The organism is Mangrovibacter yixingensis (genome assembly GCF_020523985.1).
GTDB classification, from domain to species: domain Bacteria; phylum Pseudomonadota; class Gammaproteobacteria; order Enterobacterales; family Enterobacteriaceae; genus Mangrovibacter; species Mangrovibacter yixingensis.
In genome coordinates this window covers 1,433,734-1,446,918 of sequence record NZ_JAIVKM010000001.1, presented here as the reverse complement: position 1 = coordinate 1,446,918, position 13,185 = coordinate 1,433,734, and the positions used below count along the sequence as shown (strand labels likewise).

The following is a 13,185-nucleotide window of genomic DNA, read 5'->3' as shown; positions in this document are numbered from 1 at the left end:
GTGGTTTTTAGGGCAGATTTGGCAGAGAAAATGGCGTAATGAAAGAAAATCAGGAAGGTTTCAGGTATTACATTTGTCAATGCCTTCCCTGGCAATGACATACTAATGACATCAGCGTATTACTCGGTATCACGCACAAGTGTTTGTGGCGCAGACTCAGCGGTTTTCTCAGCTTTTGGCTCAGCATCAAAATCCAGCTCACTGTGAATCTGGTGTACACGGTGACGCACACCGTACCAGCCCGCAACCAGTAACACTGCAATTAACGGAATCGACGCAATCGTCCAGGTACCGTTAGGGTAATCAAAGGCCATAAGCACCAGCACACTGAATAAAAACAGCAGTGTCAGCCAGGATGTGAAAGGGGCACCCGGCAGTTTAAAGCTGACATCTTTGGCTTTGCCTTGCTTAATAGCCTGGCGCAGTTTCATCTGGCAAACCACAATAAATGCCCAACTGGAAATAATCCCCAGCGATGCCACATTTAGTACGATTTCAAAAACCTGAGAAGGCACTAAATAGTTCAGGAAAACGCCAACAACATACACACACAGTGTTACCAAAATACCCGCGAACGGAACATGGTGTTTGCTCATGCGCGACATAAACTGCGGTGCTGAACCGCCCATCGACATGGAACGCAGAATACGCCCAGTGGAATACAGGCCAGAGTTAAGGCTGGAAAGCGCCGCCGTCAGCACCACGATGTTCATGATACTGCCTACATAAGGCACACCCAGTTTAGAAAAGAAGGTCACAAACGGGCTCTGTCCAGCCTGGTAAGCATTCCAGGGTAACAGGAGCACCAGCAGTAACACGGAACCGACATAGAACAGGCCAATACGCCAAATAACGCTATTGATAGCTTTCGGTACCATGGTTTCCGGGTTTTTACATTCACCCGCCGCGGTTCCCACCAGTTCAATAGAGGCAAACGCAAACACTACGCCCTGAACCAACACCAGCGCAGGCAATAAACCATGGGGGAACATCCCACCATTGTCGGTAATCAAGTGGAAACCCGTAGCGCCGCCATCCAGTGGTTTACCGCTACCCAGGAATACCACACCAACTACCAGGAACAGGACTATCGCCAGCACTTTAACAAGGGCAAACCAAAACTCCATCTCAGCAAACCACTTCACACCAATCATGTTCATGGTGCCAACAATACCCAGTGCTGCCAGAGCAAAAATCCATTGAGGTACATCACCAAATGCGCCCCAGTAATGCATATACAAAGCAACGGCGGTGATATCAACAATGCCCGTCATCGCCCAGTTCACAAAGTACATCCAGCCTGCGACATAAGACGCTTTCTCACCGAGAAACTCACGTGCATAAGAGACAAAACTGCCACTTGAAGGACGGTGCAGCACTAATTCACCCAGTGCGCGCAGTATAAAGAAAGAGAATATACCGCATACTAAATATACCAGCGCCAGTGCGGGGCCAGCAGCCTGAAGACGCGCCCCAGCCCCTAAAAATAACCCAGTGCCAATCGCGCCGCCGATGGCAATCATTTGCACCTGGCGGTTGCCCATCGCTTTGTGATAGCCAGCTTCATGTGAATTCAGCCAGCGGCGTTTTGCAGCATGTTGCTCAGCTGCCTGTTTTGATGTTGCTTTCATGCCTGCTCAATCCTGTCTGTAATACTTTATTAACGATAAGCCTGACTTCTGACCCACCAAGGACAATCGTTTGCCTTTTCTGGTGAATTGTTCGCCGTTATTGCCCCTTCATTAGGTTTTATTAGACTGAAAGGGTGTAAAAATGACGAAGAATCCTACCCTCAATTCATTTATGAAGCAAAACATAGAAGTAAGAATTTTATAAGTTTGGCTTATATTTATTCAATGAGAGTGCATGACTAATACGTGACGTTGTCACTAATTGTGGGAGGGGGAATACAAAGAGAAAGGGCCTGAAAACCAGGCCCGGAGCAGCTTAAAGTAGAGTGATCACTTCACTTTCGCCGAGGCGAGACTTAGGTAATTTCGCATTAAAGTCAGCATCACTACGGTAACCAACAGTTGCGACCACCACGCTGGTCTGGTCTTTTTCTGCGAGGCCCAGCACATCGTCCATTTTGGCAGAGGTGAAACCTTCTATTGGTGTGGCATCGAGCCCCATTGATGCCGCGCTCAGCAACAGGAAACCCAGTGCAATATAGGCCTGGCGGGCCATCCACTCACGTTGTTTTTCTGCGGAAGTACTGTTCAGGCCAACGAAATAACGGCGGCCTTTATCCATGCCTTCGCGGGCATCATTGTTGATGAAGCGGCCATCCTGCTGTTCTTGTTCAAGAACCGCGTTCAGGTGGGCATCATCAATAGCAGTACGGGTGGCAAAAACGACAACCATCGCTGCATTTTTGATTTTCGCGGCATTTGGTTCACTCACTGCCGGAATAATTTGTTGTTTTGCTTCATCTGACGTTATTGCATAAAAATGCCAGGGCTGTGAGTTAACTGAAGAAGGGGCAAAACGAAGCACATCCAGCAATTGTTGCTGTTGTTCCTGAGTCAGCTTACGGCTGCCATCGTAAGCCTTGCTGGTATAACGCTTGCGAACAATCTGGTCGATAGTCATTGCAATAGTCCTTAGTCAAACTGCGACATCGTCATAAAAAACCAGTTAACGTAGCAGTTAACCGGTTAGATTCCCTCTCAGAATATCAGTGGCAGCTTTCAGTCTGCCACACAGCATGGGTGATAAAAGCACGAAGTGGCAACCTGTTACTCATTGCTCTAGCTGTGCAAGGTCGTGCTCAATCTCTTTGCGACGGCCACTATCAGCCAGTTCACGCCCTGGGCGCGCAGGCGCTTTTAGTGCCTTTTCCAGGTAACGTCTGGCTTCCGTGTTATTACCCGTATTTAGTAAGAAATCGCCGTAGAAATAATTAGAGTCGATTCCATCAGGGTTGAGAGCCAGTGCTTTATTCAGGTATTCACGGGCCTTGTCTTTATCACCAAAACCAATTGGCCAACCTGGTACCTGGTAATACAGAACACCAAGGCTTGTCCATGCAGAGCCAGATAACGCCTGAGGGTCGAGCTTAAGTGAGGCTTCCAGCGCCTGGCGTGCCTGTTTCACCAGCCCCAACCCGGTCAGCCCACCTTCTTCGCCAGCCAGTGTGCTATCAACAATACCGGACCAAATCAACCAGTCTGCATTCTTGTTTTGCTGTTGCGCTACTTGCGTATGCACTTGTTGGCTTAACGCTTTCAGGCAGTTTTTTTTCTGTGCCGACAGTGTTGCGTACTGGCAAACAGACCATTGCTGCTGAATACTGGCAACAGTTGGAGCCGCAAGGGCTATTACGGGCAGCAGGGTCAGCAATAATGAGCTGGTAATATAAATACGCTGTTTCATCATTTTTTTGCTCCTGAAGTCACGCTGGCTCGTGCAAACTGCTGAATAATTGCCAGTTTACGTATCAGCGCGTTATCAACCAGCGCAGGTATCAAGGCATTGATCTTCACAAAAAAACGTTCAGGAAAGCCAAGGCGAGTTCGCGAACGCCGTTTATGCATCGCGCAAATTATCTGGCGGGCTACCCACTGTGGCGAGTCACTCTTATTACCGAGCAAGCGGTTCATTTCCACCATGGCTTCACTGTTCAGTGGCGTATTAGTGGCGCGGGGGGCGACATATACTACACGCATACCGGTGTCTGCTAGTTCACGGCTCAAAGCCTCACTGAACCCACGCAACGCGAACTTACTGGCACAATACAGGCTGTAGCCAGGATAACCGATATCGCCCATGATAGACCCAACATTTACCACCATACCGTCGGCATTAAACCTGTCCAGTAGCACCCGTGTGAGCAAAACCGGCACTTCTGTGTTGGTATAAAGTTGAGCATGAATATCGCCAAACGACTGTTTTTCCAGCCAGCGGAAGCACTGAGTCCCTGCGTTGTTGATGAGCACATCCAGCCGTGGCTCATACTGGAGTAGTTCTCGCAACTGGCTAATCTCATCATGGCTGTAGTTTTTAACAGTCATAACCTGGTGATTTTCCGGCGCAGGCAGGCGCTTAACCAGCTCATTCATTGCCGGGCCATTACGCCCAACCAGAATCAGTCTGGCCCCCTGTGAAGCAAGTTCAAGAGCCAAAGCCTGGCCAATTCCTCCACTGGCTCCCGTCAGTAATACGCGTTTATCTGTCAGTTTCATCAGTAAACTCCGGCAACTTCTGCCAACATTTCTGCGTACAACTGGTACACCATTTGCGCAGCATGAATAATGGCGGCCTGATCCTGGGGCTGTGTAATCTCATCCATCAGGCGGATGAAAAACTCAATGTGGGATTTATCCAGCTCACCATGGGAGTTCAGATAACTGAATGCGCTGTCTGGTAACTCGAGGCCTTTTTGGAGCTGTTTTGCTACGACGGTGGCAATACTGACACTGGTACCTTCCAGTACATGTACCATGCCAAAAATCGCCATCGGATTATGGTGTTCAATCTGGTAATACAGCCACGGTACCATCAGGCTGATTGCCCGGCCAGGCGGGTTCTGTTGGGCGGCCAGTGCATCACCACCACAAGTGCGTAGATCATTGAGGATCCACTCATGATGCCCATATTCCTCCCGGATATACTCCACAATTGCCGCCCGCACCGGTTCATGCTGGTTATCCAGGCGGCTACCAGCCGCCATCAATAACGGAACAGTATGGCGAACATGGTGATAAGCCTGCGTCAGGAAATAACAATATGCGTTGCGCGTGACCAGCCCTTTGCAGCAGCGGTCAATAATGGCGCTGTTCAGCATCTGCCGCCTCGCGCTATCAGTCTGTGCAACGAGTTGTTGATAAAATGCCATGGGCGGTCTCCCCTTGAATAAGTTGGTTATCAGCAAAAAATTGTTGGTAAATAGCCCGTCTTCGCAGCCGGCCATTTGCGGTGACAAACGGAGGTTTTGCTATTTCATCAGTGAAAATAAGTTGCCCAAGACGGACATAATCCGGCAGGTGTTCATTGAGCGCTGCCAATTGGGCCCGTGCCTGCTCTTCATGGCCGGGCAGGCAGTGAACCAGCGCGATATTGCGTGGTAATCCTTCGCCATAGACCACCAGGCGCAGCACCGATGGGCAGAGCATGGCTTCAGCTTCCACCCATTCTGGGGAGAAATTCCGGCCAAAGGCTGTGATTTGAATATGCTTGTGGCGGCCTTCAATCGCGAGGAAGCCCTGGTCGTCAACCCTGGCGATATCTCCAGTATTAATTGAATTACCCGATACAGGATTGCCAAGATAACCCGCCATGGCGACAGGCCCGCTAACATGCAGAATGTCATCAGCGTCAACGGTAAGCTCAAGCCCTTCGAGGGGTTTACCAACTGTACCAGGCCTGTCTTCTCCTGGCACATTCAAAGCCACAACCGAGCCACATTCTGACAAACCATAGCCTTCGTAAACCGGTAACCCAAACTTACGAGCCTGCAACAGCAAGGCAGGCGGTACTTTGCCGCCGCCCACAGCTACAAATTTCAGGCTTTGAACAGATTCTGGAGCACGTTGCGCGGCTAATAACAACAGGCGGAGTAACTCAGGAACTAAAATAAGGCTCTGTGGTTTCCAGTGATTCAACACAGTAATAAATTGCGCCAGGTCGAATTCGCTGGAACCCCGAAAACCCACTTCAGCAAGGGGTAACACCACGGTTTCTACGCCAAGAACGAGTGGCAAGTACAGCCCACATAAGTTTTCCAGTAAGGAAGCGAAGGGCAATACCACCAGGTGGCGTTCTATGCCCAGTGGGGCAAGGCGTTTCGCCAGTGCCTGAGCAGTGAAGTTAATGCCTTTCTCACGTAAACAGACGCCTTTGGGTTCACCTGTGGTACCGGAAGTGAACGTGACTTTTACCGTGTCGTGAGCCAGTGGTACAGGGACGTCTACCCGGCGTTGTTGCAAGACACCATTAGGGCACGCCAGATTGTGCCAGTTCTCTTTTGCATAGGTTGACAGGCGCGCATCAGCGCTGCTGCTAAACAATAACCAGTCTTTTTGTTGCTCACTAAAAAACAGCGGTACCGGAATCATTATGACTCCCGCTTTCAGGCAAGCCAGATCCGCAATAACCCACGGCAGTCCATTATCCAGTTCCACCGCCAGGCGGCGGATGTTGTTTTGAGTCAGGATGGTCGCCATCCGGCAAACATGGTCGTTTAATTCACGCCAGGTAACCGGGCCAGCAAGGCCATTTATCGCAGGTTGACTCGGGTAATTAAGAGCCAGTGATTCAAGCGCCGAGATAAACATGATTGCGCTCCTTTTCATCAAACCATGGGGCGGAGGGTAATTCACGGAACAGAGTCAGTAGCATTGACTGGTGGCGTAATACATCCATGCCATGGGCCAAACTGCCCGCCATCACCACTGGCTGGTGCTGGTAATAACTTCCCCAATTTGCTTCCGGGTGGGCCAGGCGTGAGGCAAGGGCAGGCCCAAGGGCTACGGGCTGCATGCGCAACCGGTTAAAAATATTGCGAATTTTTTTGGTGCCAGTGAAGGCGATATGGCTGAAGCCATAAGCGGAAAGTAGCAGGCATATTCCGGCAAACATGATACGTGCTGCACCGCCATCACGTGCAGCAAAATTGCCTATTTCTACGATGCCATTACGTGGTACAGGTTGTGCTAACAGTGTGGAAAGTTGCTTGTCTACCGGCTCATTCAGGTATTGTTCGAGAAATAACATGGCACTTTGCGCTGGTTGCACACCGCATGCAGCACATAACTGGCCGTGTTTATCGTAAATACCTAATAGCCAAGGGAGAAACGTGGGAATTTGTGCGCCAAATTCATGGCCGTAGGCCAGTTGAATAAACTGGCGCAGTTGCGTCTCATCTTTCCGTGACGAAGACCAGGTAAGTTGCCAGGGCATGGCTGAATCCATCTGTCTGTTCTCCGCAATCAGTGCCGATGAGCAAACAGTACGCAGCCATGATTAAGAAAGACTTAAAAACAACCAGCAAGTAAAAAAATTTTCGATAATGTTAATTATTTGTGATTTGAATAAAGTTTTATGTCAGAAAACACCCGCAGATAAAGCAGGTAAACCGGCAATGTTCATTGTTGCTGAGCATTGCCGGACAGTTAATATAGGCTGTGTAATTGTGAATTAGCGGCGCAGCCCGGCTCGGGTTTGTAGCTGTAGCACTGCACTGGCGGCGTCACGCCCCAGTTGGGCCAGGTCAACACCCGCAAGCGTGTCGTTTTCCATAATCACCCGGCCAGCGCACAGTAATGCCCGCAAAGATGGCCGCCCACCACTGGCAACGGGCGCAATTGCCGGGTCATGCAGCCCAAAGTAACGGGGGTCATCCAGTTGGTACAACGCGATATCTGCCGCCATACCCGGTGCCAGTGAACCAGTGCCATTGAGCCCCAGTACAGCCGCTCCCCCCGATGTTCCCCAGCGGATAACGTCTTCAACTGTTGCTGCGTCACCGCCACCTTCCCACTGGCCGCCATCATAGCGCGGGGTTGCCAGCATTCCTTTGCGTGCGCGCTGCATTAACCAGGCTGCATGGGTTTCACTAATCATATCTGCCGCTTCGTTCGAACCGGCACCGTCCACGCCCAGCGAAATTTTCACACCAGCCTGCTCAAGGCCAATAATATCGGCAATGCCACTGCCAAGACGCCCATTACTTTGCGGGCAATGTGCAATACCGGTACCCGTTGCCCCCAACAGGGCAATTTCTTCCGGCAACAACTTCACCAGATGCGCGAACCAGACATCCGGGCCGGTCCAGCCATATTCCGCACAAAATTCAACCGGCGTCATGGCGAACTTACTCCGGGCGGCATCAAGGTAATCCACCGTTTCAGACAGGTGGCTGTGCAAGCGAATTCCACAGCGGCGAGCAAGATCTGCACATTCGCGCAATTGTTCCGGGGTAGTGGAGTGCAGCGAGCTGGTTGGGGCCATGACCACCTGGCGCATGGCTGTATCGCTTGCCTGGTGATAACGGCTGGTAAGCCGCTGCATGTCAGCCATCCAGCTATCAAATTTTTCCGGGCGCAACGCCTGAGGTAAATTCTCCTCAAGACCACGAGTTTGTGTGGCTCCGCCCCGGCATAACACAAAACGGATCCCTAATGCACTGGCTTCTTCAAACAGAATATCGGCGCTGTCAAAGGGCATACCGGGCCAGTACAGATAGTGGTGATCGGCCACCGTAGTGCACCCGGAACGCAATAACTCAACCAGACCGACACGGGCGGCAATACGAAACGTCTGTTCATCGAACGCAGCCCGGTAACGGTAAGGTGTCGCAGCGAGCCATGCACCAAGGCTTTGGTTGAGCCCGCCGGCTTCACCTTTAAGTAGCGACTGGAACAAATGATGATGGGTGTTAACCCAGCCAGGGTAGGCAATACAGCCCTGGGCATCCAAAACTGGGGTGTTGGCAGGAGTATCCAGGTCACCAATAGCTGTTATGGTGCCGTCTTCAACCAGAATATCGTGCCCACGATGACGGGCCTGGTCACCAGCCAGGCCCGTCATAATAGTGTGGCAGTGTTTAATCAGTAAACGGGTCATCTCAACTCCTTGTGGTTTATTGTGCGCTTTCATGCCAGTGACGCAGGAAGTAATGGCTGAGCAATGACATCAGGCAGAACAACCCCAGACCAGTGCAGGTAATTAAAAACAGAGCGGCGAACATCAAGGGCAGGTTGAGCTGGAACCCGGCCTGCAGGATTTGCCAGGCAAGCCCCGCACCTGTGCCCCCCGTACCGGCAACAAACTCAGCGACCACCGCGCCAATTAAAGCCAGCCCAGAGGCAACACGTAACCCACTGAAAAAATGTGGCAGTGCCGCAGGCAGGCGCAGGCGCATCAGTTCCTGCCAGCGGGTCGCCTGGTTGATACGAAACAGGTTAACCAGCCCCGGGCTGACACTGCGTAACCCCAGGGTGGTGTTGGTTAATACCGGAAAGACAGCAACCAGCATTGCACACACCACCAGTGCCAGCGTGGTGTTGTGGATCCAGATTATTACCAGCGGTGCAATAGCAACTACAGGTGTAACCTGAAACAGAATTGCCCAGGGCATCAGGCAGGATTCAATTACCCGGCTTTGCACAAATAAAAACGCCACGGCTGTACCAATACACACTGCCAGCATAAAAGCCAGCAAGGTAACTTTCAGCGTGACCCAAAAGCTCCCCAGAAGAGCAGGCCACTGTTGGCAAAGCACAATAGCAATATCGCTCGGTTTTGGTGCCAGCCACACAGGCACAGCGAACTGGCGGAAACACACCTCCCAGGCACCGATTACCACCAGGCCCAGTAACACCGGCCACACTGCACGGCGCATGGCTGGGTTATCGAACAACGGCTTAGTCATGCTGACCTCCACTGGCCTGTTCCAGTTGCGCCGATAATAATGCGCACTGGCGAATAAAACGTTCTGAAGTCCGAAACCCTGAATCCCTGTTTTGTGGGCCGTCGATGGTGATATCGGCAACCACTCGGCCTGGCCGTGCTCCCATTACAATAACGCGCGAAGAAAGGTAAACCGCTTCATAAATACTGTGTGTAACAAACACCACGGTGAGGTTACGGGACGCCCACAGAGTGCGAATCTCGCTATCAAGCCGCTGGCGAGTGAATTCATCCAGCGCACCAAAAGGTTCATCCATTAACAATAATGAGGGGTTGGTCACCAGGGCTCTTGCCAGGGAAACCCGCATTTGCATCCCGCCAGAAAGCTCTTTTGGCCTGGAATGGGCAAAGGTACTTAACCCTACAGTCTCCAGCGCCTGTAACACGCGCAGGTTAGCCTGTTTTTTGTTTTCGCGGCGCAGATCCAGCGGCAGGCGCACATTGTCGGCAACGGTTGCCCACGGCATCAGCGTCGCTTCCTGAAATACCATGCCCATACGGCTGTGCTCGTCCCGTTCTGCCTTACCATTCCAGCGCACCTGACCGGCGGTAGGGCTTTCCAGCCCGGCAAACATTTTTAACAGGGTACTTTTGCCGCACCCCGAAGGGCCAAGCAACGAAACGATTTCACCCTGAGCGATATCCAGATTTAACCGCTCCAGGGCAAGAGTGCCATTGGGGTAACGCTTTTCAACTCCACGCGCCATCAGAAAGCGCGAGCCAGGCGTTGCCATTGGTAATGGCTCAGAATCAAAAGATAAGACGCTGCTCATATCGCCTCCGTCCCCCATTACATGGCGGTTTTAGGATAAAATTGTGTGGTATAAGCGGCTTTCCAGTCTGTCGCTGAATTCAGCAGCCCGGCATCGACCATGAAATTGCGGGTAGCTTCCCAGCGTTTGTCGGTCATCACACCCACACCGCCGGTTGTGGCATCGCCCCCTTCAATAAGTTGCAGTTTCTTCATTTGGGTGATGCCGAACGCCAGCACGGCATCCGTCATTTGTGGGTTCTCTTTTTTAATTAATGCATTACCTGGTGCCGGATTTTTCAGGTAACTTTTCCAGCCTTCCATAGAAGCCTCAACAAAGCGTTTGAGGACATCGGGTTTCTCGGCCAGTAAATCATTGCGGGTAACCAGAATGCCGCCATATGCCGGGTAGCCGTATTTAGCAAACAGCCAGAATTCACTGTCAGGCTGGGCTTGTTTTGCCTGTTGCACTTCCGAAGTGGCATAAGCTTGTTGCGCCGTGTTTTTGTCGGCCAGAAAAGGCTGCATATTAAAGGTATAAGGGCGAACCTGGCTGTCTTTCAGGTGATACTTCGTTTTCAGCCACGGCCACCAACTGGCTTGCCCACTGGCAGAAACCAGAATAGTTTTTCCTGTTAAGTCATCAAGATTTTTAACATTACCGTGGGTCAGTAAACCTTGCGGGTCAAACTGGAAGGGGGCAGCAATGGCTTTCAGGGGGAAATGCTGTTCAATGCCTTTGAGTACCTGCAAATCATAGCTCACAATGACATCGGCACGTTTGGCGAGCAGTAAAGTCATATTATTCAGTTGCGGCCCACCGGCACGCACATCAACATCCAGACCATATTTTTTATAAATTCCGGTAGCCACCGCCTGGTAATAGCCACCTTGCTCAGCCTGGGCAACCCAGGTGGTTTGCAGAACCAGCTTGTCATTGGCGTGGGCGAAATGGGTAAACATTGCTGCAAACAGCAGGGAAGTGGCGACGGGATGGCATCTGAAGTTAAACGACATAAAACCCCCAAAGAGTAATGGACAAGTAACGCCTCATCAGGGGTGCGGTATGCTCATTGCAATACGCGTGGCTCCTGATGAGGAACCGCTAACGTTGCAGAGCAATGTCCCATGCGGGCTGGCCGCACTAACCGCTTATACTCTGAATGTGCTATTGCAAAGGCAGTGCCAGTTCAAGCCTGAAATAACTAATGCATTGATATAAATATAAAAAATCAATCTTTCACTAGTCGCTCCCCAATAAAGATGCGGAAATGTAAACATCAAGTTACTTTATTGTGCACTATCGTGAAACAAAAGTTGCACCAACGCACTGATATTGTGCGCGCCACGCAGTAACTAGCGACATCTCAGTAATAAAAAATGAATAATTTTAATATGATAGAGCAAACAGGAATGCTGGCATGGCTTTTGCTGAAATACTTATGAGTAGAAGCGTTCAGCCGGTTACCTGTCTTTACCGGTGGGTCATTGCTCAATGTGCACCACAATCAGTGGTGTTTACTGAGTTGTGGCCCAAAACACCGGGCCACCCCTGTCTTTTAAAGAGGGTGAACCATGAATCAACCTGTCACCGCTTCTTATTCACTGGATGAACTGAATAAAGAAGCCACTATGGGCGCACCAGGCCTGGAAGCTCAGCGTGAAGTCCGTGTCATTGACATGCAAGACTTTGCCGGGCGTAAAACAAAGATTGCCGACGAGATTTGGGCTGCCGCCACAGATATTGGCTTTTTTCAGCTAAAAAACCACGGTATTCCCCTTGAGAATATTCAGTCCGCATTTGAGCGTGCTGAGCAATTTTTTGCCCTTCCTCAGGAAACCAAAGCACGTTACCCACTAAACCGTAATGCAGGCTGGGAAAGCAAAGCTCAAATACGCCCTTCGACAGGTACGCCAGACCAGAAAGAGTCCTGGCAATTAACCCGGCCTCGCATGGCCGGCCTGTGGCCGGAAGAGGAGGTATTACCTGGGTTTCAACAGGAGACACTGGCATTTGAGCAGCAGTGCTGGGCGCTGGGTATGCAGGTACTTTCTTGCTTTGCTCTGAAACTCGGATTCAGCGAGGATTTTTTCACCACGGCACATGACCCGGCAAGCCCTGGCTACCAGAGCACGTTACGCATGCTGCACTATTACCCGGTACCACTTAACACACAATCCTGGCGCGCTGGCGCTCACACCGATTTTGACTGCCTGACACTGTTATTCCAGCGCGCCGGGCAGGGTGGTTTACAGGTTTGCCCCGGCAAAGAGCACCAGAGCCAGGCGTGGACACCCATTGAACCGTACGACGATGTGATCACCTGTAACATTGGCGATATGTTAATGCGCTGGAGTGATGATCTGCTGCCATCTAATTTCCACCGGGTACGTAACCCCAGAGCAGGTGAATATAATGGCCCACGCTATAGCCTGGCCTTTTTCTGCCAGGCCAATGAAGATGTGGTCATTCAGGGGCCTTTGGGGAAATACCCGCCAGTTAGCGCCAAAGACTACCTGGCTCAGCGCGTCAGCGCGAATTTCTCCGGGAAATACTGACGCCCATTTTTGCGCACATAACCGGTGTTATCACGCCGGTTATTCCTGCTTACACAATCCTGAATAAAAGTGGGGATTTTTGCGTGAACATGTGGCAAATACGCGTTATCTTGCGAACTTGTCAATTTTACCGGAGAGTGGTGATATGCCCCATGTTGATATTAAGTGTTATCCACGCGAGTTAACCGAAGAGCAAAAAAAAGCCCTGGCCGATGACATCAGCCAGGTCTTACAAAAACATTTGCAGGCTGCAGAGCACACTGTGTCGGTGGCGCTGGGTTATATCTCCCCCGAACATTGGAAAACACAGGTGTACGACCGCGAAATAGCGCCTGAAATGGATAACCTTGCTAAGAAACCAGGGTATGAACTCTAATTTGCAGGGAATGAGTAACAGGCGCCGTAAGGCGCTTTTTTTATGCAAAAACACTGCTGCACAGGCGTGCAGCAGTGGGTCAGTAGTC

13 protein-coding genes are annotated in these 13,185 nt (G+C 51.0%); 2 read left to right on the top strand and 11 right to left on the bottom strand.

Features of this window, described 5'->3' with window-relative positions:
• Positions 1-119: 119 nt before the first annotated feature.
• The 11 genes from ansP to LC084_RS06645 form a co-directional block, all read right to left on the bottom strand.
• The gene (ansP, locus tag LC084_RS06695) at positions 120-1,631 is read right to left on the bottom strand and encodes an L-asparagine permease (RefSeq protein WP_226570417.1); all 1,512 of its coding nucleotides are present in this window, start codon (positions 1,629-1,631) and stop codon (positions 120-122) included.
• Between the two features lie 316 nt (positions 1,632-1,947).
• The gene (gene nfsB, locus LC084_RS06690) at positions 1,948-2,592 is read right to left on the bottom strand and encodes an oxygen-insensitive NAD(P)H nitroreductase (RefSeq protein ID WP_226570416.1); all 645 of its coding nucleotides are present in this window, start codon (positions 2,590-2,592) and stop codon (positions 1,948-1,950) included.
• A gap of 150 nt (positions 2,593-2,742) precedes the next feature.
• Positions 2,743-3,378 carry a tetratricopeptide repeat protein gene (locus LC084_RS06685; RefSeq protein ID WP_226570415.1) on the bottom strand — a complete coding sequence of 212 codons (636 nt, stop codon included), beginning with the start codon at positions 3,376-3,378 and terminating at the stop codon, positions 2,743-2,745.
• Positions 3,375-4,184, bottom strand: coding sequence for an SDR family oxidoreductase (locus LC084_RS06680; protein ID WP_226570414.1), 810 nt, complete (start codon positions 4,182-4,184; stop codon positions 3,375-3,377). Before LC084_RS06680 ends, LC084_RS06685 begins: the two co-directional genes overlap by 4 nt.
• Entirely contained in the window at positions 4,184-4,837 is a 654-nt protein-coding gene (locus LC084_RS06675) for a TenA family transcriptional regulator (protein ID WP_226570413.1), read from the bottom strand. The genes LC084_RS06680 and LC084_RS06675 overlap by 1 nt, the downstream gene beginning before the upstream one ends.
• Positions 4,803-6,275 carry an AMP-binding protein gene (locus LC084_RS06670; RefSeq protein ID WP_226570412.1) on the bottom strand — a complete coding sequence of 491 codons (1,473 nt, stop codon included), beginning with the start codon at positions 6,273-6,275 and terminating at the stop codon, positions 4,803-4,805. Before LC084_RS06670 ends, LC084_RS06675 begins: the two co-directional genes overlap by 35 nt.
• The gene (locus LC084_RS06665) at positions 6,256-6,912 is read right to left on the bottom strand and encodes a thermostable hemolysin (protein WP_226570411.1); all 657 of its coding nucleotides are present in this window, start codon (positions 6,910-6,912) and stop codon (positions 6,256-6,258) included. Before LC084_RS06665 ends, LC084_RS06670 begins: the two co-directional genes overlap by 20 nt.
• A gap of 225 nt (positions 6,913-7,137) precedes the next feature.
• A complete protein-coding gene (locus tag LC084_RS06660) occupies positions 7,138-8,565 on the bottom strand; it encodes an amidohydrolase family protein (RefSeq protein ID WP_226570410.1) in 1,428 nt (475 codons plus the stop codon).
• A gap of 16 nt (positions 8,566-8,581) precedes the next feature.
• Complete coding sequence (locus LC084_RS06655; RefSeq protein ID WP_404808335.1) at positions 8,582-9,385, bottom strand: ABC transporter permease; 804 nt, start codon at positions 9,383-9,385, stop codon at positions 8,582-8,584.
• On the bottom strand, positions 9,366-10,184 hold the full coding sequence (locus tag LC084_RS06650; RefSeq protein ID WP_404808334.1) for an ABC transporter ATP-binding protein: 819 nt from the start codon (positions 10,182-10,184) through the stop codon (positions 9,366-9,368). The genes LC084_RS06655 and LC084_RS06650 overlap by 20 nt, the downstream gene beginning before the upstream one ends.
• Positions 10,185-10,201: 17 nt before the next feature.
• Positions 10,202-11,179, bottom strand: a complete 978-nt coding sequence (locus LC084_RS06645; RefSeq protein ID WP_404808333.1) for an ABC transporter substrate-binding protein — start codon at positions 11,177-11,179, stop codon at positions 10,202-10,204.
• A 558-nt stretch (positions 11,180-11,737) separates the two neighbouring features.
• Between LC084_RS06645 and LC084_RS06640 the strand changes: the two genes are divergently transcribed.
• Positions 11,738-12,721 carry an isopenicillin N synthase family dioxygenase gene (locus tag LC084_RS06640; RefSeq protein WP_226570408.1) on the top strand — a complete coding sequence of 328 codons (984 nt, stop codon included), beginning with the start codon at positions 11,738-11,740 and terminating at the stop codon, positions 12,719-12,721.
• A gap of 145 nt (positions 12,722-12,866) precedes the next feature.
• Positions 12,867-13,097 (top strand): tautomerase PptA, encoded by a 231-nt coding sequence (pptA, locus tag LC084_RS06635; RefSeq protein ID WP_226571156.1) that lies wholly within the window; start codon positions 12,867-12,869, stop codon positions 13,095-13,097.
• The last annotated feature ends 88 nt before the right edge of the window (positions 13,098-13,185 follow it).

Coding starts and splice junctions, on each gene's coding strand:
- LC084_RS06650 (WP_404808334.1), bottom strand. CDS start 10,184: ATGAGCAGCGTCTTATCTTTTGATTCTGAGCCATTACCAATGGCAACG.
- LC084_RS06670 (WP_226570412.1), bottom strand. CDS start 6,275: ATGTTTATCTCGGCGCTTGAATCACTGGCTCTTAATTACCCGAGTCAA.
- LC084_RS06680 (WP_226570414.1), bottom strand. CDS start 4,184: ATGAAACTGACAGATAAACGCGTATTACTGACGGGAGCCAGTGGAGGA.
- LC084_RS06665 (WP_226570411.1), bottom strand. CDS start 6,912: ATGGATTCAGCCATGCCCTGGCAACTTACCTGGTCTTCGTCACGGAAA.
- LC084_RS06640 (WP_226570408.1), top strand. CDS start 11,738: ATGAATCAACCTGTCACCGCTTCTTATTCACTGGATGAACTGAATAAA.
- nfsB (WP_226570416.1), bottom strand. CDS start 2,592: ATGACTATCGACCAGATTGTTCGCAAGCGTTATACCAGCAAGGCTTAC.
- pptA (WP_226571156.1), top strand. CDS start 12,867: ATGCCCCATGTTGATATTAAGTGTTATCCACGCGAGTTAACCGAAGAG.
- LC084_RS06645 (WP_404808333.1), bottom strand. CDS start 11,179: ATGTCGTTTAACTTCAGATGCCATCCCGTCGCCACTTCCCTGCTGTTT.
- LC084_RS06675 (WP_226570413.1), bottom strand. CDS start 4,837: ATGGCATTTTATCAACAACTCGTTGCACAGACTGATAGCGCGAGGCGG.
- LC084_RS06685 (WP_226570415.1), bottom strand. CDS start 3,378: ATGATGAAACAGCGTATTTATATTACCAGCTCATTATTGCTGACCCTG.
- ansP (WP_226570417.1), bottom strand. CDS start 1,631: ATGAAAGCAACATCAAAACAGGCAGCTGAGCAACATGCTGCAAAACGC.
- LC084_RS06660 (WP_226570410.1), bottom strand. CDS start 8,565: ATGACCCGTTTACTGATTAAACACTGCCACACTATTATGACGGGCCTG.